Source organism: Pseudomonas sp. R4-84, assembly GCF_054130985.1.
Map to the genome: position 1 here is coordinate 4,542,619 of NZ_CP096390.1, position 19,559 is coordinate 4,562,177.

Genomic DNA, 19,559 nt, shown 5'->3' on the forward strand with positions numbered 1-19,559 from the left:
CCTTGGGCGCGCACGATTAACAGCAACGGCTTACAGCTTTATCAATGCACGTCTTTCCAGTATTCACGCTTGAGCAGATAAGCGAATACGAAGAAGAACGCCAGGTACAGCAATACATACGTACCGATGCGCTGATGCTCCAGCTTCACCGGGTTGGCCGAGTAGGCCAGGAAGGTCACCAGGTTCTTGACCTTCTCATCAAACTGCTCAGGCGTCAGAGTGCCAGAGTTTGGCACGATGGTCAGCTGGTCGCAGGCCTCATGAGTCAAAGCCGTGCCGGTCAGCGGATCATATTGCTTCTTGCCGTCCTCGACGATCTGGACCTGCTTGCAGCCTACCACTTGGCGACCTTGCAAGCCGACCAGTACGTTCGGCATCCCGACGTTCGGGAAGACCTTGTTGTTCCAACCCAATGGGCGCGCAGGATCTTCGTAGAACGAGCGCAGGTAGCCGTAGAGCCAATCGGTACCCCGCACGCGGGCCACCAGGGTCAAGTCCGGCGGCGCGGCGCCAAACCATGACTTGGCGTCCGCAGGCTGCATGCCGATATTCATGTGATCGCCCAGCTTGGCGCCAGTGAACACAAGCTTTTCGAGCATCAGCTCGTGGGGGATGCCCAAGTCATCGGCCACGCGCTCGTAACGCTGGAATTTGGCGCTGTGGCAGCCCATGCAATAGTTGGCGAACGTACGAGCGCCGTCCTGCATGGCCGCCTTGTCGGAAACGTCGATGTCGACTTTTTCCAGTTCCGGACCACCGTGTTCAGCCGCAAAGGACAGTGCTGGCATGGCAGCAAGAATCAGTACAGCAAATAGTTTTTTCATCAGCCAGTCACCCTTTCCGGAACCGGTTTGGTCTTCTCGAGCCTGGTGTAGAAAGGCATCAGAATGAAGTAGGCGAAGTACAGGAATGTGCAGACCTGCGACAACAGCGTCCGGCCCGGTGTCGGCGCCAGTACGCCCAGCACGCCCAGGATCACGAACGAAATGCAGAACACCCAGAGCCAGATCTTGCTCAGCCAGCCTTTGTAACGCATCGACTTGACGGGGCTGCGGTCCAGCCACGGCAGGACGAACAGCACGGCAATGGCGGCGCCCATGGCGATGACGCCCAGCAGCTTGTCAGGAACAGCCCGCAAAATTGCGTAGAACGGCGTGAAGTACCAGACCGGAGCAATGTGCTCGGGGGTCTTGAAGGCGTTGGCCTGTTCGAAGTTCGGCTTCTCGAGGAAGTAACCGCCCATTTCCGGGAAGAAGAACACGATGGAGCAGAAGATGAACAGGAAGACCACCACGCCGACGATGTCTTTCACGGTGTAGTACGGGTGGAAGGCGATGCCATCCAGCGGTACGCCGTTTTCGTCCTTGTGCTTCTTGATGTCCACGCCGTCCGGGTTGTTCGAGCCCACTTCGTGCAGCGCCAGGATGTGCAGCACTACCAGGCCGAGGATCACGATCGGCAGGGCAACCACATGCAAAGCGAAGAAGCGGTTCAAGGTGATGCCCGAGATCAGGTAGTCACCGCGGATCCACTGGGTCAGGTCATCGCCGATGACCGGGATCGCACCGAACAGCGAGATGATCACCTGGGCACCCCAGTAGGACATCTGGCCCCACGGCAGCAGGTAGCCCATGAAGGCTTCAGCCATCAGCGCCAGGTAGATCAGCATGCCGAAGACCCACACCAGTTCGCGCGGCTTCTGGTATGAACCGTAAAGCAGGCCACGGAACATATGCAGGTAGACGACGATAAAGAACGCCGAAGCGCCGGTGGAGTGCAGCAGGCGCAGGATCGAGCCGTACTCGACGTCGCGCATGATGTATTCAACGGAGGCGAACGCCTCTTCTGCCGAGGGGGTGTAGCTCATCGTCAGCCAGACGCCGGTGACGATCTGGTTGACCAGGACGAGCAACGCCAAGGAGCCAAAGAAGTAGAAGAAGTTGAAGTTCTTCGGAGCGTAATACTTGCTGAGATGGTCTTCCCACATTTTGGTCGCGGGAAAGCGCGCATCAAACCAGTCCATTAATTTGCTCATCACGCTTTCTCCGTATCGACGCCAACGACAATGATGTCGTCCGACTCATAGGAATGCGGGGGAACTGGCAGGTTCAGGGGTGCGGGCTGCGATTTGTAGACGCGACCGGCCAGGTCATAGTGGGAGCCGTGGCATGGGCAGAAATAACCACCGACCCAGTCTTTACCCAGGTCGGCAGGGGCCACTTCGGGACGGAACGTTGGCGAGCAACCCAGGTGCGTGCAGATCCCGATCAGCAGCAGGACTTCCGGCTTGATCGAGCGCGTTTCAGGGTTGACGTATTCCGGTTGGACCGAGTTCTTGGAGGAGGGATCGGAGAGCTGGCCCTCGATCTTTTTCAGATTCCCCAGGATTTCCTCTGTACGGCGGACGATGAACACCGGCTGACCGCGCCATTCAGCAATCATCTGCTGGCCTGGCTCGATCTTGCTGACATTCACTTTCACCGGTGCACCTGCGGCTTTCGCCTTGGCGCTGGGAAACCATGACCCCACGAACGGGACCGCAGCCCCCACCGCTCCTGCAGCACCCACCACGGATGTGGCTGCTACCAGGAAGCGACGCCGGCCTGCATTCACGCCGTCATTGCTCATTCAGTCCTCTCCCATCAGCTTTGTGGCCTGTTAAATCAGGCGTCTACTAAGTAAAAATCTGAACTTATAAAAATTTTGCCGAATGGTAATGAAAACCCCCAATTCTGACAAGGTAATTACCAAGCGGCTAAACCGCCAAGCCTTGTAGTATAGGGGCTCTACGAATGTGGCAAGTTGTCACAGAGCATTTATTTCGCACATAAAAAAACGCCCAGCTCCGTGAGGAACTGGGCGCCTTTTGAACGCGGAAGCGAAATTAACGCTTCGAGTACTGCGGACGCTTACGCGCTTTACGCAGACCGACTTTCTTACGTTCAACTTCGCGAGCATCGCGAGTTACGAAGCCAGCTTTACGCAGGGCGCTGCGCAGAGTTTCGTCGTAATCCATCAGGGCGCGAGTGATGCCGTGGCGGATTGCGCCAGCCTGGCCACTTACACCACCACCGATAACGGTGACGTAGATGTCGAATTTTTCGACGGTCTCGGTCAGTTCCAGCGGCTGACGAACTACCATGCGGGCAGTTTCGCGGCCGAAGAAGTTATCCAGGGAGCGGTTGTTGATGGAGATGTTACCAGTGCCCGGACGCAGGAAAACGCGTGCGGTTGCAGTCTTGCGACGGCCAGTGCCGTAATTTTGAGTCGCCGACATAATGAACTATTCCGTTAAAACTTCAGTTCTTGGGGCTGCTGAGCAGTATGAGGGTGAGCAGCGCCCGCATAAACCTTCAGCTTACGATACATGTCGCGACCCAGCGGGTTCTTAGGCAGCATGCCTTTAACCGCGGTCTCGATCACGCGCTCAGGGGCTTTGGCGATCAGCTTTTCAAAGTTGATCGACTTGATGCCGCCAGGAAAACCGGAGTGGGAGTAGTACATTTTGTCAGTGGTTTTAGCGCCAGTAACACGTACTTGCTCGGCGTTGATTACGACGATGTAGTCGCCGGTGTCAACGTGAGGGGTGTACTCAGGCTTGTGCTTGCCACGCAGACGGCTCGCGATTTCGGTGGCCAGACGACCCAGGGTCTGACCAGCAGCGTCGACGACAAACCAGTCGCGCTTTACTGTTTCCGGTTTAGCAGTAAAAGTTTTCATTCTTTATAGCCTCAGGGGCCGCCCTGTAAATTAGACGGCGGATCTTACTGAATAGTGCGTACTTTGACAAGTCAAAGGCAGCCGGATACAGACGCTTTCGGGGGCTCGGGTCGGCGCGTCCGTTCAACGGCAAGATTCTTCGGCGGCGGCGCATCACTTCCACTGCAGAAAGAGGTGCGCAATTATGCAGATTGCGAAAAATATTTCAACCTGCTTTTATGATTGTTTTGCCCAAGGAGTCCCCGATGGACTATCGCAAGCTAGGCCGTACCGATCTGAATGTCAGCGCCCTGTGCCTCGGCACCATGACCTGGGGTGAGCAGAACAGCGAGGCCGAGGCATTCGCCCAAATCGAACGCGCCAAGGGTGCCGGCATCAATTTCATCGACACTGCCGAAATGTACCCCGTGCCGCCCAAGGCCGACACCTACGCGACTACCGAGCGCTACATCGGCAACTACTTCAAGAGCCGTGGCGACCGCGCCGACTGGATCCTGGCGAGCAAGATCGCCGGCCCAGGCAACACCATCGACTACATTCGCGACAAGAACCTCAAGCACAACCGCCGCCACATCGTCGAAGCACTGGACGCCAGCCTCAAGCGCCTGCAGACCGACTGGATCGACCTTTACCAACTCCACTGGCCGGAACGCAGCACCAATTTCTTTGGCCAACTGGGCTACACCCACAAGGCCGACGAAGATTTCACGCCCCTGGAGGAAACCCTCGAAGCCCTCGACGAGCAGGTCCGGGCCGGCAAGATCCGCCACATCGGCCTGTCCAACGAGACGCCGTGGGGCACCATGAAATTCCTCGCTTTGGCCGAGGCCCGTGGCTGGCCGCGCGCCGTGTCGATCCAGAACCCCTACAACCTGCTCAACCGCAGCTTTGAAATCGGCCTGGCCGAGGTTGCCATCCGCGAACAGTGCGGCCTGCTCGCTTATTCACCGCTGGCGTTCGGCTTCCTGTCGGGGAAATATGAAAACGGCGCGCGCCCCGCCAAAGGCCGCCTGACGCTGTACAGCCGCTTCATGCGCTACTTCAATCCGCAGTCGGAAGCCGCGTGCAGCCGCTATGTGGCCCTGGCCCGTGAGCACGGCCTGGACCCGGCGCAGATGGCGCTGGCGTTCGTCACCCAACAGCCATTCGTCACCAGCAACATCATTGGCGCCACCACGCTGGAGCAACTGGACAGCAACATCGCCAGCTTCGACTTGAAGCTGTCGGATGAAGTGCTGGCGGGGATCGAGGCGATTCACAAGGATCAGCCGAACCCGGCGCCTTGATTGACTCACAGGCCCAATCGCGAGCAGGCTCGCTCCCACACTGGCTTTAAGTTCGACCGCTAGATTGCGATCGACACAAACACCTGTGGGAGCGAGCCTGCTCGCGATAGCGGACTCAAGGCCACCCCCTTATCAAAGCGACCGCGCAATGATCTCCTTCATGATCTCATTGGTCCCGGCATAGATCCGCTGCACTCGCGCATCCGCCCATGCCCGGGCAACCGGGTATTCCCACATGAAACCGTAACCGCCATGCAGCTGTACGCATTCGTCCAGCACTTTGCATTGCAGATCGGTGCCCCAGTACTTGGCCATCGCCGCCGTCGGCACGTCGAGCTTGCCTTGCAGGTGAAGCTCCAGGCAACGGTCGACAAAGACCCGGCCAATCTGGATTTCGGTGGCCATTTCGGCGAGTTTGAAGCGGGTGTTCTGAAACTCGGCAATGGACTTGCCGAATGCCTTGCGGTCGCGGGTGTAGTCCAGTGTCCATTGCAGCGCCGCTTCGGCCGAAGCGAGGCCACCAATGGCGACGGTCAGGCGCTCCTGTGGCAGTTCCTGCATCAGGTAGGCGAACCCCATACCCGCCTGCCCCAACAGGTTCTCCTTCGGCACCCGCACGTCCTGGAAGAATAATTCGGACGTGTCCTGGGCTTTCATTCCGACTTTTTCCAGGCGCTTGCCTTTCTCGAAGCCGGGCGTCCCCGCTTCCACCAGGAACAGGCTGGTGCCCTTGGCGCCAGCCTTCGGGTCGGTCTTGGCGACTACGATGACCAGGTCCGCAAGGAAGCCGTTGGTGATGAATGTCTTGGAGCCGTTGATGACGTATTCATCGCCGTCCAACACCGCGGTGGTCTTCACCCCTTGCAAGTCGGAGCCCGCGCCCGGCTCGGTCATGGCAATGGCGGTCACCATTTCGCCGGATACCAGTTTCGGCAGATATTTATGTTTCAACGCCTCGCTGCCGTAATGAAGGATGTACGGCGCAACGATATCGGAGTGCAACGAGAAACCGATCCCGGTCAGCCCCAGGCGACCGATTTCCTCGATCACCACCGCGCTGTAGAGAAAATCCGCTTCCAGCCCACCGTAGGCCTCCGGAAGGTGCGAGCACAACATCCCCGCCTCCCCTGCCTTGTTCCAGAGTTCACGATCGATATGCCCCTGTTTTTCCCACTGGCTGTGGTACGGCACGGCTTCTTTTTCTAGGAAAGTTCGTACGCTGTCGCGAAACAATTCGTGCTCGGGACTGAACAGGGTTCTGGGGATCATGGCGCACCTTTGGTTATTGTTGGATGGCTTATCCGACAGAGCCTAAGCCTGCCGTGCACAACGGGACACTGGACACTTGCGCCAAAAAATAAGACGATCCAGCCGTTTGATGACCACTATCCCCTATAAAAATAAAGATGAATTATGTCCATGCACGTCTCCACGCCCTTGCGGCGCGTCAGCATCCTGGCCATCGACCGGGTTTTCGCTTCCACCCTCATGCAAGCCAAGGATTTTTTCCACCTGGCCAGCCTGCGCTATGGCAAACAATTGGGCCACGGCCTGACGCCGGCGTTTGAAACCCGCCTGGTCAGCCCCGATGGCCAACCGGTGAACAGCTTCAGCGATGTGATCATGCCGGTGGACGGCGGCCTGGAAAACACCGACGTCATCATCCTGCCGGCCTTCTGGGATGATTTCGCAACCCTCAGCCAACGTTACCCACAAGTCCTGCCGTGGCTGCGCGAACAACACGCGCGCGGCGCGGTGCTCTGCGGCGAAGCCACCGGGGTCTTCTGGCTGGCCGAGGCTGGGCTTCTCGACGGTAAGGAGGCCACCACTTATTGGCGCTTTTTCAATGCCTTCAAGGAACGTTTCCCCCAGGTCCACTTGAACCAGGACAAGCATTTGACCGACGCGGACAACTTGTTCTGCGCAGGTGGCACCACGTCGGCATGTGATCTGTATATCTATTTGATTGAGCGCTTCTGCGGCGCCAACGTCGCCCAAGCCGTGGCGCGGGACATTCTCTATGAAGTGCAACGTAGCTATTCACCAGGACGGATCGGCTTCGGCGGGCAGAAGCTGCATCAGGATGTGATCATCCTGCAGATCCAGCAGTGGCTCGAAGAGCACTTCGCCGACAAGTTCCGCTTCGAGGACGTCGCCCGCGAGCACGGCATGAGCATCCGCAATTTCATGCGTCGCTTCCAGACCGCCACGGGCGACAAGCCCCTGCATTACCTGCAACGGTTGCGGATCGAAACCGCCAAGGGCCTGCTGTCCGGCAGTCGAAAGAGCATCAAGACCATCAGTTATGAAGTGGGTTACGACGACGCGAGCTTTTTTGCGCGACTGTTCCGGCAACACACCGACCTGTCGCCGAACCAGTATCGGCAGCAGTTTCAGCAGGCGGCGTAGGCCGAGGCATTGGCGCCGATCCACTGTGGGAGCGAGCTTGCTCGCGATGGCGGTGGTTCAGCGACATGGATGTTGGCTGGAGCAAGCCCGTCCCACAGGGGCCGGTGGACAACAAGCAAATAAAAAGGCCTGCAATCGCAGGCCTTTTTTTATTTTCCGATCTCTTAAGGCTTATGCGCCCGCGACAGGAATTCGTGGGACTGCATTTCCAGCAAGCGACTCAGGGTCCGCTGGAACTCGAACGTCAGGCGCCCGCCCGTGTACAGGTCCTTGAGTTCGACTTCGGCCGAGATGATCAGCTTCACGTTGCGGTCGTAGAACTCATCAACCATGTTGATGAAACGCCGAGCGATGTCATCAGTGGTGACGCTCATCTGCTCGACGCCGCTGAGCAACACAGCGTGGAAGATCTTGCCCAGCTCGATGTAATCGTTCTGGCTACGAGGCCCGTCGCACAATTCGCGGAAGTCGAACCAGGCCACATCGTCACAGGTGCGGATGGCGCGGATTTCGCGATTCTCGATGATCAGCACATCGTTCTCGACCGCCTGGGTGCATTCCGGCGTGAGGGCGCGGAAGCTCTTGCGCAGGCTCTCTTCGGCGGCGGCATCCAGCGGGAAATGGAATAGCTCCGCTTGCTCGAGGTGACGCAGGCGATAGTCCACGCCGCTGTCGACGTTGACAACTTCGGTGTGTTCTTTGATCAGCTTGATGGCCGGCAGGAAACGCGCCCGTTGCAGGCCGTCCTTGTAGAGGCCATCGGGCACGATGTTCGAGGTGGCGACCAGGGTCACGCCGTTCTTGAACAGCTCTTCCATCAGCGTGCCCAGGATCATGGCATCGGTGATGTCGGAGACGAAGAATTCATCGAAGCAGATCACCCGGGTTTCGGCGGCGAAGCGCTTGGCGATGATGGTCAGCGGGTTCTTTTCGCCGCCCAGGGTTTTCATTTCTTCGTGCACGCGCTTCATGAAGCGGTGGAAGTGCGTCCGCGTCTTTTCCTTGAACGGCAGCGCTTCGAAGAAGGTGTCCACCAGGTAAGTCTTGCCACGGCCGACGCCGCCCCAGAAATACAGGCCCTTGACCGGCGCCTGGTCTTTCTTGCCGAACAGTTTGCCCAACAAGCCCGGCTTGTTGTTCGACGCGGCGATTAGGTCGTCGTACAGGCGCTGCAAGTGCCGCACGGCCGTTTCCTGGGCTGCGTCGTGAAAGAATTCCGGGCGTTTCAGATCAGCTTGATATCGTTCTAGGGGCGTCATATTCGTTAGCAAGGCAACAAAAACGGGCCGTCACTGTAGCGATGGCCCAGAAGAATGGCAATCGGCCCTTATTCGGGCCGATGGTCGGGTGACGTCTTCGCTTAGTCCTGGGCAGGCGTCAGGGCCACGCGCAACGCGTCGATGGCCGCATCCCGAGCGGTGCTGTCGGCGAACGCCGGGCTCTGGGCCACGCATGCACCGTCGAGCCAGACACCGAAACCCAAGTCGTCACTGCGTACGTCCAAGGGTTGGCCGGACTGCAACTGCTTGGTCACCTGCCCCGCTGTCTTGCCGTCGGCAAAGTTGTTGGAGAGCAACAGTTGCTCGCCATCGGCGGAAAGCAGGCGGAAGCGGAAACTCCCGTCCTCGTCGCGGAAGCTGACGAAACGCGCTGCCTTGGCTGCTTTCTTTTTGGTCTGGGTCGCCACTTGGACCTGGCTGACGAAGGAGCGCAGGCCGACGGCCTCCCGCAGCTCGTTGAGGAACGGTGTCGCCACGGCCCGGGCCTTGCTCGCGCCCAGTTGCAGGATGTCTTCGAGGTCCGATGGGCGCTCGATGAACTGGTGATAACGCTCGCGCGCTTCGCCCAGCTCGCTGTCGAGCAACTGGAACAGACGATTCTTGGCTTCGCCCCAACCCAGGCCCTGCAGCAGCTCGCTACGGAACTCGGCGGACTGTTCGGCAGTGGCGAACGCTTGGAACAAGGTGAACAAATGCGAGTTGTCCGGATCCTTGGCTTCGCCTGGCGCGCGGGAGTCAGTGACGATCCGCGAGATCGCATCCTTCATGTCCTTGGCGCTGCTGAACAACGGGATGGTGTTGTCATAGCTCTTGGACATCTTGCGGCCATCGAGCCCCGGCAACGTGGCGACGCTTTCCTCGATCAGTGCCTCGGGCATGGTGAAGAACTCCCTGCCCTTGCCGAACAGGTGGTTGAAGCGCTGGCCGATGTCGCGGGCCATTTCCACGTGCTGGATCTGGTCGCGACCGACCGGCACCTTGTGGGCGTTGAACATCAGGATGTCAGCCGCCATCAACACCGGGTAGCTGTACAGCCCCATGGTGATGCCGGCGTCCGGGTCTTCGCCGGCCTCGACGTTCTTGTCCACCGACGCCTTATAGGCGTGGGCACGGTTAAGCAGGCCCTTGGCGGCGACGCAGGTCAGCAGCCAGGTCAGCTCCGGAATTTCGGGAATGTCAGACTGGCGATAAAACGTCACGCGGTCCACATCCAGGCCACCGGCCAGCCAGGTGGCGGCGATTTCCAGGCGCGAGCGCTGGATGCGCATCGGGTCATCGCACTTGATCAGGGCGTGATAGTCAGCCAGGAAGTAGAACGAATCGGCATTGCTGTCGCGGCTGGCGAGGATCGCCGGACGGATGGCGCCGGCATAGTTGCCCAGATGCGGGGTGCCAGTAGTGGTGATGCCAGTCAGGATACGGGTACGCGTCGTCATGGATTATCGCTTGTCAGACTGCTGTCAATTCGAGAGGCGCGGCAAGAGCAGATCCTTGAGATCGGTCAGCTTGCCATGGAAAAAGTGTCCGCATTCTGCCACTTTCAGCAGCTCATGGGGGCGTTCGAGCGCCTCGGACCAGGTGTAAACCAGTTGCGGATCCACCACTTCGTCGGTTTCCGGCTGGATCACGGTCAACTCTCCCCCCTTCGGCAAAGGCGATTGCTCGTTCAGGCGCATCACCGCCGGGGCAACCATGAACAGGTGCTTGAGGGATTGACCCTGGGCTTCCAGGCGCCCGCCGAGGGTCGCGGCAACGAAGCCGCCGAAAGAGAAACCGAACAGGGTCAGCGGCAGGCCGGGGTGTTTTTCCAGCAGCCAGGCGGCTGCGGCCTGGGCGTCATCCACTTCGCCGGTACCCATGTCATGACTGCCGGCACTGGCGCCGACGCCACGATAATTGAAACGCAACGTAACCAGGCCGGCATCCCGAGCGGTGCGTTGCAGGGTCGACACCACTTTGTTGAGCATGGTCCCGCCCTGTACCGGGTTCGGGTGGCAGATCAGCGCCAGGCCGCGGGGAGCCTCGCTGTCCAGGTACAAGGCTTCCAGTTGGCCCACCGGGCCATCGATGACTACAGGGGTTTCGCGCATAAGCAAGGAAAGAACTCCGTGACCCCGAATAGGGTCGACTCGTCTAGCTAAAAGTCTGTGCCTGGCATGATTGCGATGTTCTTCGCGGTATACAGCGCAGGTCCGAGCCGTTAACGTAAAGCAAAGCCGTTTATAGAGGAAGGACTCGTGGAACACTCGCTCTTAGTTTGGCTGTTGCCGACTCTTGCCCTGGTTGCCGGTGTCGCCATTGGTTTCCTGATTGCCCGCCTGCTGCCCAACGCGGTGCCCAACAGCACCCAACGTCAGCTGGACGACATCCAGGAACGTTTCGACAGTTATCAGAATGAAGTGGTCACTCACTTCAACAGCACCGCCTCCCTGGTGAAAAAACTCACCCAGAGCTACCAGGAAGTCCAGGATCATCTGTCCGAGGGCGCCAACCGCCTGGCCCTTGACGAACAGACCCGCCAGCGCCTGCTCGCCGCCCTGCAAGCCGATGCGACGCAGAGCCCACGGGAACGCCTGACCCCACCGAAAGGGATCCAGGAACCGCCACGGGACTACGCCCCAAAGGCCCCGAATTCGCCCGGGATGCTCGATGAGCATTACGGTTTGAAGAAGTAATTTCCAAGCGACACCAAAAAGCCCGCCCGATCACAGATCGGGCGGGCTTTTTTTGGGTTCTATCTCCTCACTGCCATTTGATTCCCCTGTGGCGAGGGAGCTTGCTCCCGCTGTGTCGCGAAGCGGCCCCAAACCAGGCAACTCGGTGTGCCAGGAAAATCGAGTTCGCTGCTATAGGGCTGCCGCGCAGCCCAGCGGGAGCAAGCTCCCTCGCCACGGGGATTGGTGCCCTGAGGCATCTCAGTTAAGGCAACACTTCTTCCGCCACCTGATCGATAGCCGCTTTGGTGATGTCGACGATCAGGTCCGCATCCTCGCGAGTCAGGATCAATGGCGGGGCGAAACCCAGGATGTCGCCGTGGGGCATGGCGCGGGCGATCATGCCGCGCTCCAGGCAGGCCGCCGATACCTTGGGGCCTACCTTGAGGGCCGGGTCGAACGCCGTGCGCTGTTCGCGGTCGGCCATGAACTCCACCGCGGCCAGCATGCCGTCGCCGCGAACCTCCCCCACCAGCGGATGACCTTCCAGCGTTTCACGCAACCGACGGTTCAAGTAGCCGCCAACATTCTCGGCGTTGGCCGTGAGGTTTTCCCGCTCGAGGATGTCGAGGTTGGCCAACGCCGCCGCCGCGCAGATCGGATGCCCGGAATACGTCCAGCCATGGCCCATGGCGCCTTCGGCCTGGGAGGCTTTTTCAATCACGCTCCAGACCTTATCGCCGATGATCACCGCCGACAACGGTGCATAAGCACTGGTCAGCCCCTTGGCCGTAGTGATCAGGTCCGGCTTCATGCCGTAGCGCTGGCTGCCCATCTTCGAACCCAGGCGACCGAACGCGCAAACCACCTCGTCGGCAATCAACAGCACGTCGTATTTTTTCAGTACGGCCTGGATCGCCTCCCAGTAACCGGCGGGCGGGACAATGATGCCGCCAGTGCCCATCAGCGGTTCGCCGATGAGTGCCGCCACGGTGTCGGGGCCTTCGGCGAGGATCATTTTTTCCAGTTCATCGGCGCAATAACGCACGAACGTCGCTTCGTCCATCCCCGCCGGGGCCTTGCGATACCAATGCGGGCAAACGGTGTGCTTGATGCCCTCCGCCGGCAGGTCGAAATGTTGGTGAAAGGCGGGCAACCCGGTCAGGCTGCCGGTCATGATGCCCGAGCCATGGTAGCCACGGTCGCGGGAAATGATTTTCTTCTTTTGGGGCCGGCCCAGCACGTTGTTGTAATAACGCACCAGTTTGATCTGGGTTTCATTGGCATCGGAGCCGGACAAGCCGTAATAAACCTTCTTCATCCCCTCCGGCGCCCAGTCCATGATGCGGCTGGACAGCTCGATGATCGCCTCGCTCGAATGGCCGACATAGGTGTGGTAATAGGCCAGTTCCTTGGCCTGCTTGTAGATGGCATCGGCCACTTCGGTACGCCCGTAGCCGATATTCACGCAGTAGAGGCCGGCAAAGGCATCGATGAACTCGCGGCCTTCATGATCGCGAATGCGGATGCCCGACGCGCTCTTGATGATCCGCCCCTTGAGCGCGCCGCTGGCATGGTCATGGGCGTGGGTTGACGGGTGCATGAAATGCGCACGGTCTTGTTCGAACAGCGTGTTGAGTTCTTGGCTCATGCGGACTCTCCTGGGAACTGGCCTTGATGGTGCAGGCAAAAGTATTTGGTTTCGACAAAGGGCTCGAAGCCCTCGCTGCCACCCTCGCGACCGAGGCCCGAGGCTTTCATGCCACCGAAGGGGATCGGGTGGCCGGTGAACTTGACGCCGTTGACCGCAACCATGGCGTGGTCGAGACGGCGGATCAGTGGGTAAATGACATCCAGGCGGTTGGAGCAAATATAGGCGGCCAGTCCGTACTCGGTGTCGTTGGCCATTTCGATGGCTTCGTCCAAGGTGTCGAACGGCAGCACCCCGGCGATCGGCGCGAAGTTTTCTTCACGGTAGATGCGCATCTGCGGCGTGACATCGGCCAGCACGGTGGGTTGGTAGAACAACCCGCCCAAGGCATGGGCCTCGCCACCCACCAGGCGTTGAGCGCCCAACGCCAGGGCGTCGGCCACACGATCGGAGGTCGCATCGAACGCGGCCTGATGCATCAGCGGACCGACGTCCACTTCCTGTTCCTGCTGATCGACCATGGCCGGCCCGACCCGCAAGGCGCGCACCGCTGCGGCGAAGCGAGTGAGAAATGCCTGGTAGACCGGGCGCTGCACCATGATCCGGTTGGCCGCGCAACAATCCTGGCCCGACGTCTGGAATTTCGCCTCGACGGCAACTTTCACCGCCAGCGTCAGGTCGGCATCGGCGCAGACAATGAACGGCGCGTTGCCGCCCAGCTCCAACGCGACTTTCTTCACATCATGGGCCGCCGCTTGCAGCACCAGTTTGCCGACCCGGGTCGAGCCGGTAAAACTCACCGAGCGTACGCGGCGGTCCTTGACCAAGGTCTCCATGACCATTTGCGGCTCGCCCAACACCACGTTGAAAACTCCGGCGGGAAAGCCGGCCTCTTCGGCCAGTTGGGCCAGGGCCAGGGCTGAATACGGGGTTTCGTGGGCCGGTTTGATCACCACGGTGCAACCGGCAGCCAGCGCGGCGGCGGCCTTGCGGGTGATCATTGCCGAGGGGAAGTTCCACGGCGTGAGCAGCGCGCAGACGCCCACCGGTTCCTTGATCGTGCCCAGGTGCGCGTTGGGGATATGGCTGGGGATGTTCTGGCCGTAGAGGCGTCGGGCTTCTTCGGCGAACCAAGGGATAAAGCTGGCGGCATAGGCGATTTCGCCGCGGGACTCGGCCAACGGCTTGCCCTGCTCCAGGCTCAGGATGCGCGCCAGATCCTCGCGGTGCTCGGTGATCAACTGCGCCCAGCGCCGCAGCAACGCGCCACGGCTATCCAGGCCCTGTTCGCGCCACGCTGGGAATGCGCGATGCGCCGCGTCCACCGCCGCGACGATCTGCGGCGGGTCGAGCATCGGCACATGGCCGACGACCGTGCGGTTGGCCGGGTTGTGGACGGCGACGCTGTGGCCGCTGTCGCTGTGGACCCAATGGCCGTCGACGTAGCAAAGCGCTTTGAACAACAGCGGATGTTGGTAAGGCATGGCGTTCACTCCAGAGCGTGTGCGTGAACCCATGCTAGGGCAGCGACGCTTGGGTTTTCGGGTGTTTGAGCAGCGTCAGACCTTGGTTTTTTTCTGGAAAGAACCGGGCGTAAAGTGGTTTCTGCGGTGCTCAGGAGGACGATGCCAGCTCCGCCGGCAACGCACCGGCGGTCTTGATGGTCTTGGTGACGATGTAGGTGAAGTAGCGTTCGATGCCAAGGTCTTCGAGCAGCAATTGGTCGACGAAACGTTGATAGGCATCGACGTCGGGCGCCTGGATCATTGCCAGGTAATCCACCCCGCCGCCGGTGGCATAACAGAACGCAACTTCGGGCGCGGCGACCATGCGCTGTTCGAAACGACGCATGTCCTGGGCGGTGTGCCGGGCCAGGGAAATCTCCACCAACACTTGTTGACGCTTGAACACCGCGCCCCAATCGATCTGCGCCCGATAGCCAACGATCAGGCCCGCCGCTTCCAACTTGCGCACCCGCTCCCAGGCCGGCGTCACCGACAGGTTGATGGCTTCGGCCAGGCTCGACTTGGTGATCCGTCCGTCGTCGGCGAGGATTTGCAGGATCTTCAAGTCGTAGCGATCGAGCTTGTGCATGGGGCAGGGCTCTCCAGACAATTCAAATTTCACACCGTCCCTGTGGCGAGGGAGCTTGCTCCCGCTGGGCCGCGCAGCGGCCCCAATAGCAGCTTCGTAATCGCTCAGATCAAAAAGCGACGACTGCTTCGCAGCCGAGCGGGAGCAAGCTCCCTCGCCACAGTGTGTGTGTCAGTTGAGGTGCATTACGCCAATACATCCGCAATCACCACCAACGTATCGCCACACTGCACCAGCCCGGGAAAATGCCGGGCCGCGAGCAGGCCGCTGCGGGCGGCGCGGTATTCGACCGGGGCGACGCCGCTGCGGGTGGTGTCATGGATGCGCGCCACCACCTCGCCTCTGCTCACGTTTTCACCGAGGTCGCGGCACATCTCCAGCAAACCGTTGTGCTCGCTGGCGATGAAACAACTGGCGTCCGGCATGTCGAGCACCAACGACGGCTGTAACTCGATAGAGCCCCGCAGGATGCCGGCGTGGATCAGCACGTTGCGCACCCCACGCTCGGCAATCGCCACGCTGCGGGCGGTGGACGAACCGCCGCCGCCCAGCTCGGTGGTGACGAACACCTTGCCCTGAGACTCGGCGGCGGTGTCGTACATCGACCCTGCGTCCAGCTCCAGCATGCGCATGCAATACGGCGCGTTGAAGGCCAGCATCCCGGCCTCGCAGCGGGCCTGTTGCTGTTTGTCCGGCAAAACGTGGCAGGCGGCGAATGGCAGGAAATCCAGGGTCCGGCCACCGGAATGAATGTCCAGGACAATGTCGGCCAGGGGCAGCAAGGTGCGGTTGAAGTAGTCGGCGATTTTCTCCGTGACGGTGCCGTCTGGCCTACCGGGAAAGCTGCGGTTGAGGTTGCCCTTGTCGATGGGCGAAGTCCGGCGCCCGGCATGGAACGCCGGGGTGTTCATGAACGGCACGATGATCACGCGTCCGCTGATTTCATCGGCGGTCAATTGCTGGGCCAGTTTGCTCAGGGCCACCGGGCCTTCGTATTCATCGCCGTGGTTGCCACCACTGAGCAGCGCGGTCGGGCCGCTGCCGCGCTGGATCACGGTGATGGGAATCATCACCGCGCCCCAGGCCGAATCGTCCCGGGAATACGGCAGCTTGAGGAAGCCGTGTTGCACGCCTTCGCGGGTGAAATCCACCGTGGCGCTAATGGGGTTGATCGGCAATTCAGTCATGGGTCAGTCCTTCACGAACAATTGACGAGGCACATTGCACAGCGTCTCGACGCCAGTCTCGGTGATCAGGATGCTCTCGGTGATCTCCAGGCCCCAATCGTCCATCCACAGCCCGGGCATGAAGTGAAACGTCATGCCCGGTTGCAACACGCTGTTGTCGCCGGGACGCAGGCTCATGGTGCGCTCGCCCCAATCCGGCGGATAACTGATGCCGATGGGGTAGCCGCAACGGCTGTCCTTGTGGATGCCAAACTTCTCCAGCACCTTGAAAAACGCCACGGCGATGTCGCCCGTGGTGTTGCCCGGCTTGGCTGCGTCCAGGCCGGCGGCGATGCCCTCGACCACGGCTTTTTCACCGTCGAGGAAATGTTGCGGCGGCTTGCCCAGGTAAATGGTGCGCGACAGCGGGCAGTGGTAACGCTTGTAGCAACCGGCGATTTCAAAGAAGGTGCCGGCGCCCTTTTCGAACGGCGAATCGTCCCAGGTCAGGTGCGGCGCGCTGGCGTCGGCGCCGGTGGGCAGCAGCGGCACGATGGCCGGGTAGTCGCCGCCATGGCCGTCGGCACCGAGGATGCCGCTGCTGTAGATCTCGGCCACCAGTTCGTTCTTGCGCATGCCCGGCTCGATCCGTTCCAGGATCCGCCCATGCATGTTCTCGACGATGCGCGCGGCGATGCGCATGTAGGCGATTTCCTGAGGCGACTTGACGGCGCGCTGCCAGTTCACCAACCCCGCCGCATCCACCAGCGTCGCGTCGGGCAGATGCTTTTGCAGGGACAGGTAGGCGGCGGCGCTGAAGTAGTAGTTGTCCATCTCCACGCCGATGTTCAGGGCGCCCCAGCCACGGGCGATGATCACCTCGCGGGACAGATAGTCCATGGGGTGGCGCTCGCGGGACTGCACGTAGATGTCCGGGTAACCGACGATGTTGTCGGCCTGCATGAACACCGTGCGCCTGGCACCGTTGGCATCCTGGCCGCGACCGAACCACACGGGCTCGCCGTCCAGCGCCAGCAGCACGCACTGATGCACATAGAACGACCAACCGTCATAGCCGGTGAGCCAGGCCATGTTCGACGGATCGGTGACCAGCAACAGCTCCAGACCTTGGGCCTGCATGGCCGCGCGAACCTTTGCCAGGCGCTGGGCGTATTCCTCCCGCTGGAACGGAAGATTGACGACTATCTCTGACATCCACCTGCCCTCTGTTGAATGACTCATGAACAAAATGATCTAGCGACCGAACGCAAAGCCCTTGCCCGCCACCCGCGCCCGCTCGGACGCCAGGTTGGCGATGGCGGTGTCCTGGGCGCCGGTGCCGGTGAGATCGCACAGCGTCACTTGCGCGGCATCGGAGCGCCCCAGCCGTTGCCCCGCCAGCACTTGTCCCAGCTCTGTCAACGCCAGCTCATCGCGAACGGTGCCGGCGGCCAAGGCGTGGTGCAGCTCGCCGAGCACGCGGGTCTGGCTCAGGCGATCGGCGACATAGCAATCGACGGCCGCCAACGCTTGCGGGGAGATTTCGTTTTTGTGTTCGGCGTCCGAGCCCATCGCTGTGATGTGCAGGCCGGGATGCAAATGACGGGCTTCGATCAACGGCTCGCGACTGGGGGTGCAGGTGATGGCGATGTCCACGCCTTCCAGGGCGGCGTCAATGGCGTCGCACGGCGTGACGGCAAGCCCGGTGTCACGCGCCAGCGCAAGGCCGAACGCCTGGGCTTTTTGTGCATCACGCGCCCAGATCCGCACCTCGTCGATGGGCCTCACCAGCCGCAACGCCTGAAGCTGCAACGCCGCCTGTTCACCCGCACCGATCAGCGCCACGCTGCGGCTGTCCTCGCGGGACAGACAACGCGCCGCCACCGCCCCAGCCGCCGCCGTACGGACGGCGGTGAGGTAACCGTTGTCCAACAGCAGCGCTTCCAGCAGGCCGGTGCGCGCCGAAAGCAGCATCATCATGCCGTTCAGGCTGGGCAGGCCGAGCTTGGGGTTGTCGAAAAAGCCCGGGCTGACCTTGATGGCGAAGCGTTCAAGGCCTGGCAGGTAAGCGGTCTTCACATCCACCTCGCCGTTGTGCTCGGGAATGTCCAGCCGCAGGATCGGCGGCATCGCCACGGCGGCGGTGGCCAGCAGCACAAAAGCCTGCTCGACGGCGTCGACGCTGGCCAGGTCGAGGGCCACGCAGCTGCGCAGGTCAGCTTCGCTCAATAGGGTGACTTCACTCATGGCAGGCTCCGTTAAATGGGATCAGGCGTTGGCGCCAGCGATGACGCGGGCATGTTGTTCGGTGTCGACGTTGCGCCCGCTGACCACCAGGACAATGGGTCCACGCGGCTCGACCAGGCCGTCGAGCAGCGCCGCGATGCCCACCACCGCGGCGCCTTCGAGCACCAGGCGTTCATGGTGATAGGCGTGACGGATGGCATGGGCGATGGACGCTTCCGAGAGCAGGTGCAGGTCATCGATCAACTGCCGGGTCATGGCGAAGGTGTAGCGGTTGTCCAGCCCGATACCGCCGCCGAGGGAATCGGCCAGGGTCGACAGTTCTTCGACATCCACGGGCTGCCCAGCGGCAAGGCTGGCGTGCATCGCCGCGCCTCGGGCCATGCTGATGCCGTGGACCTGGGTCGCTGGATTGGCGCTTTTGAGGGCCAGGGCAACGCCGGCGAACAGACCGCCGCCGGACAATGGAACGAGGACCTGGGCCACGTCCGGTTGCTGTTCCAGGATTTCCAGGCCGAGGGTGCCTTGGCCGGCGATGATCGCCGGGTGATCGAAGGGCGGCAGGAAGGTCGCGCCCTGCTCGTTCGCGATGCGCTCGGCTTCGCGCTGGGCATCGTCCTGGGACTGACCGACGATGCAGACCTCGGCGCCGAGGTCACGAATCGCTTGCACCTTGTTGGATGGCACCAGGTGAGACAGGCAAACAATCGCCCGCACGCCTTGTTGCGACGCGGCGTGCGCCAGCGCCCGGCCGTGATTGCCAGTCGACGCCGTGACCACGCCGCGCGCCTTCTGCTCGACGCTGAGCTGCGCCACCGCATTGCTCGCCCCGCGCAACTTGAAGCTGCCGGTGATTTGCAGGGCTTCCAGCTTGAGGAATACGGGCACGCCCATTAGTCGCGACAGGCTAGGGGAATGCTCCATGGGCGTGCGCCTGACCTGCGACTCGATGCGCTGGCGAGCGAGGTAAATGTCCTGAAGCTGCAACCCTGTCATGACCGCGTCCCGAGCAGATGTGTTGGGCGCAGTCTAAGAGGGCAGGATTGTGGTGATGA

General features: G+C 61.0%; 19 protein-coding genes. 3 read left to right on the forward strand and 16 right to left on the reverse strand.

Features of this window, described 5'->3' with window-relative positions:
* Positions 1-41 precede the first annotated feature (41 nt).
* From M1D68_RS20710 to rplM, 5 genes are all read right to left on the reverse strand, one after another.
* Positions 42-824 (reverse strand): cytochrome c1, encoded by a 783-nt coding sequence (locus tag M1D68_RS20710; protein ID WP_420765433.1) that lies wholly within the window; start codon positions 822-824, stop codon positions 42-44.
* Positions 824-2,035 (reverse strand): cytochrome b, encoded by a 1,212-nt coding sequence (locus M1D68_RS20715; protein ID WP_305496655.1) that lies wholly within the window; start codon positions 2,033-2,035, stop codon positions 824-826. The genes M1D68_RS20710 and M1D68_RS20715 overlap by 1 nt, the downstream gene beginning before the upstream one ends.
* Entirely contained in the window at positions 2,035-2,628 is a 594-nt protein-coding gene (gene petA, locus M1D68_RS20720; RefSeq protein WP_305496657.1) for a ubiquinol-cytochrome c reductase iron-sulfur subunit, read from the reverse strand. The genes M1D68_RS20715 and petA overlap by 1 nt, the downstream gene beginning before the upstream one ends.
* 256 nt (positions 2,629-2,884) lie before the next feature.
* Positions 2,885-3,277: a 30S ribosomal protein S9 gene (gene rpsI / locus M1D68_RS20725; protein ID WP_003228056.1), complete on the reverse strand. Its 393-nt coding sequence runs from the start codon at positions 3,275-3,277 to the stop codon at positions 2,885-2,887.
* A 14-nt stretch (positions 3,278-3,291) separates the two neighbouring features.
* Positions 3,292-3,720, reverse strand: a complete 429-nt coding sequence (rplM, locus tag M1D68_RS20730; RefSeq protein WP_003205365.1) for a 50S ribosomal protein L13 — start codon at positions 3,718-3,720, stop codon at positions 3,292-3,294.
* Between the two features lie 245 nt (positions 3,721-3,965).
* On the opposite strand from rplM, the gene M1D68_RS20735 reads away from it, so the two are divergent.
* Entirely contained in the window at positions 3,966-5,006 is a 1,041-nt protein-coding gene (locus tag M1D68_RS20735; protein ID WP_420765434.1) for an NADP(H)-dependent aldo-keto reductase, read from the forward strand.
* 132 nt (positions 5,007-5,138) lie between these two features.
* Here the strand turns inward: M1D68_RS20735 and M1D68_RS20740 are convergent, their stop codons facing one another.
* The gene (locus tag M1D68_RS20740) at positions 5,139-6,275 is read right to left on the reverse strand and encodes an acyl-CoA dehydrogenase family protein (protein WP_434648883.1); all 1,137 of its coding nucleotides are present in this window, start codon (positions 6,273-6,275) and stop codon (positions 5,139-5,141) included.
* 243 nt (positions 6,276-6,518) lie between these two features.
* Between M1D68_RS20740 and M1D68_RS20745 the strand changes: the two genes are divergently transcribed.
* Positions 6,519-7,415 (forward strand): GlxA family transcriptional regulator, encoded by an 897-nt coding sequence (locus M1D68_RS20745; protein ID WP_420765651.1) that lies wholly within the window; start codon positions 6,519-6,521, stop codon positions 7,413-7,415.
* Positions 7,416-7,579: 164 nt separating this feature from the next.
* Here the strand turns inward: M1D68_RS20745 and zapE are convergent, their stop codons facing one another.
* The 3 genes from zapE to M1D68_RS20760 all read right to left on the reverse strand — a co-directional run bounded on the left by zapE (position 7,580) and on the right by M1D68_RS20760 (position 10,785).
* Positions 7,580-8,674: a cell division protein ZapE gene (zapE, locus tag M1D68_RS20750; RefSeq protein WP_420765436.1), complete on the reverse strand. Its 1,095-nt coding sequence runs from the start codon at positions 8,672-8,674 to the stop codon at positions 7,580-7,582.
* 101 nt (positions 8,675-8,775) lie between these two features.
* Positions 8,776-10,131, reverse strand: a complete 1,356-nt coding sequence (locus tag M1D68_RS20755; protein WP_457968159.1) for a tryptophan--tRNA ligase — start codon at positions 10,129-10,131, stop codon at positions 8,776-8,778.
* A 24-nt stretch (positions 10,132-10,155) separates the two neighbouring features.
* Positions 10,156-10,785: an alpha/beta hydrolase gene (locus tag M1D68_RS20760; RefSeq protein WP_434564148.1), complete on the reverse strand. Its 630-nt coding sequence runs from the start codon at positions 10,783-10,785 to the stop codon at positions 10,156-10,158.
* 147 nt (positions 10,786-10,932) lie between these two features.
* On the opposite strand from M1D68_RS20760, the gene M1D68_RS20765 reads away from it, so the two are divergent.
* Positions 10,933-11,370, forward strand: a complete 438-nt coding sequence (locus tag M1D68_RS20765) for a Z-ring associated ZapG family protein (RefSeq protein ID WP_420765439.1) — start codon at positions 10,933-10,935, stop codon at positions 11,368-11,370.
* 244 nt (positions 11,371-11,614) lie between these two features.
* On the opposite strand, the gene M1D68_RS20770 is transcribed toward M1D68_RS20765, so the two are convergent.
* The 7 genes from M1D68_RS20770 to eutB form a co-directional block, all read right to left on the reverse strand.
* Positions 11,615-13,000, reverse strand: coding sequence for an aspartate aminotransferase family protein (locus M1D68_RS20770; protein ID WP_434560537.1), 1,386 nt, complete (start codon positions 12,998-13,000; stop codon positions 11,615-11,617).
* Positions 12,997-14,484: an NAD-dependent succinate-semialdehyde dehydrogenase gene (locus tag M1D68_RS20775; RefSeq protein WP_420765441.1), complete on the reverse strand. Its 1,488-nt coding sequence runs from the start codon at positions 14,482-14,484 to the stop codon at positions 12,997-12,999. The genes M1D68_RS20770 and M1D68_RS20775 overlap by 4 nt, the downstream gene beginning before the upstream one ends.
* A 130-nt stretch (positions 14,485-14,614) precedes the next feature.
* Complete coding sequence (locus tag M1D68_RS20780) at positions 14,615-15,094, reverse strand: Lrp/AsnC family transcriptional regulator (RefSeq protein ID WP_420765442.1); 480 nt, start codon at positions 15,092-15,094, stop codon at positions 14,615-14,617.
* 185 nt (positions 15,095-15,279) lie between these two features.
* The gene (gene doeB / locus M1D68_RS20785; protein WP_434648888.1) at positions 15,280-16,281 is read right to left on the reverse strand and encodes a N(2)-acetyl-L-2,4-diaminobutanoate deacetylase DoeB; all 1,002 of its coding nucleotides are present in this window, start codon (positions 16,279-16,281) and stop codon (positions 15,280-15,282) included.
* 3 nt (positions 16,282-16,284) lie between these two features.
* On the reverse strand, positions 16,285-17,475 hold the full coding sequence (gene doeA, locus M1D68_RS20790; RefSeq protein ID WP_434560543.1) for an ectoine hydrolase DoeA: 1,191 nt from the start codon (positions 17,473-17,475) through the stop codon (positions 16,285-16,287).
* 39 nt (positions 17,476-17,514) lie between these two features.
* Positions 17,515-18,507, reverse strand: a complete 993-nt coding sequence (gene eutC / locus M1D68_RS20795) for an ectoine utilization protein EutC (protein ID WP_434675884.1) — start codon at positions 18,505-18,507, stop codon at positions 17,515-17,517.
* 21 nt (positions 18,508-18,528) lie between these two features.
* The gene (gene eutB, locus M1D68_RS20800) at positions 18,529-19,500 is read right to left on the reverse strand and encodes a hydroxyectoine utilization dehydratase EutB (protein WP_457968162.1); all 972 of its coding nucleotides are present in this window, start codon (positions 19,498-19,500) and stop codon (positions 18,529-18,531) included.
* Positions 19,501-19,559: the final 59 nt, after the last annotated feature.

What these genes read in the sequence shown, in the direction of transcription:
- petA (WP_305496657.1), bottom strand. Translation starts at nt 2,628, where the DNA reads ATGAGCAATGACGGCGTGAATGCAGGCCGGCGTCGCTTCCTGGTAGCA.
- M1D68_RS20775 (WP_420765441.1), bottom strand. Translation starts at nt 14,484, where the DNA reads ATGCCTTACCAACATCCGCTGTTGTTCAAAGCGCTTTGCTACGTCGAC.
- zapE (WP_420765436.1), bottom strand. Translation starts at nt 8,674, where the DNA reads ATGACGCCCCTAGAACGATATCAAGCTGATCTGAAACGCCCGGAATTC.
- M1D68_RS20780 (WP_420765442.1), bottom strand. Translation starts at nt 15,094, where the DNA reads ATGCACAAGCTCGATCGCTACGACTTGAAGATCCTGCAAATCCTCGCC.
- M1D68_RS20715 (WP_305496655.1), bottom strand. Translation starts at nt 2,035, where the DNA reads ATGAGCAAATTAATGGACTGGTTTGATGCGCGCTTTCCCGCGACCAAA.
- M1D68_RS20760 (WP_434564148.1), bottom strand. Translation starts at nt 10,785, where the DNA reads ATGCGCGAAACCCCTGTAGTCATCGATGGCCCGGTGGGCCAACTGGAA.
- M1D68_RS20710 (WP_420765433.1), bottom strand. Translation starts at nt 824, where the DNA reads ATGAAAAAACTATTTGCTGTACTGATTCTTGCTGCCATGCCAGCACTG.
- M1D68_RS20755 (WP_457968159.1), bottom strand. Translation starts at nt 10,131, where the DNA reads ATGACGACGCGTACCCGTATCCTGACTGGCATCACCACTACTGGCACC.
- doeB (WP_434648888.1), bottom strand. Translation starts at nt 16,281, where the DNA reads ATGACTGAATTGCCGATCAACCCCATTAGCGCCACGGTGGATTTCACC.
- M1D68_RS20770 (WP_434560537.1), bottom strand. Translation starts at nt 13,000, where the DNA reads ATGAGCCAAGAACTCAACACGCTGTTCGAACAAGACCGTGCGCATTTC.
- eutC (WP_434675884.1), bottom strand. Translation starts at nt 18,507, where the DNA reads ATGAGTGAAGTCACCCTATTGAGCGAAGCTGACCTGCGCAGCTGCGTG.
- rpsI (WP_003228056.1), bottom strand. Translation starts at nt 3,277, where the DNA reads ATGTCGGCGACTCAAAATTACGGCACTGGCCGTCGCAAGACTGCAACC.
- M1D68_RS20740 (WP_434648883.1), bottom strand. Translation starts at nt 6,275, where the DNA reads ATGATCCCCAGAACCCTGTTCAGTCCCGAGCACGAATTGTTTCGCGAC.
- eutB (WP_457968162.1), bottom strand. Translation starts at nt 19,500, where the DNA reads ATGACAGGGTTGCAGCTTCAGGACATTTACCTCGCTCGCCAGCGCATC.
- rplM (WP_003205365.1), bottom strand. Translation starts at nt 3,720, where the DNA reads ATGAAAACTTTTACTGCTAAACCGGAAACAGTAAAGCGCGACTGGTTT.
- doeA (WP_434560543.1), bottom strand. Translation starts at nt 17,475, where the DNA reads ATGTCAGAGATAGTCGTCAATCTTCCGTTCCAGCGGGAGGAATACGCC.
- M1D68_RS20735 (WP_420765434.1), top strand. Translation starts at nt 3,966, where the DNA reads ATGGACTATCGCAAGCTAGGCCGTACCGATCTGAATGTCAGCGCCCTG.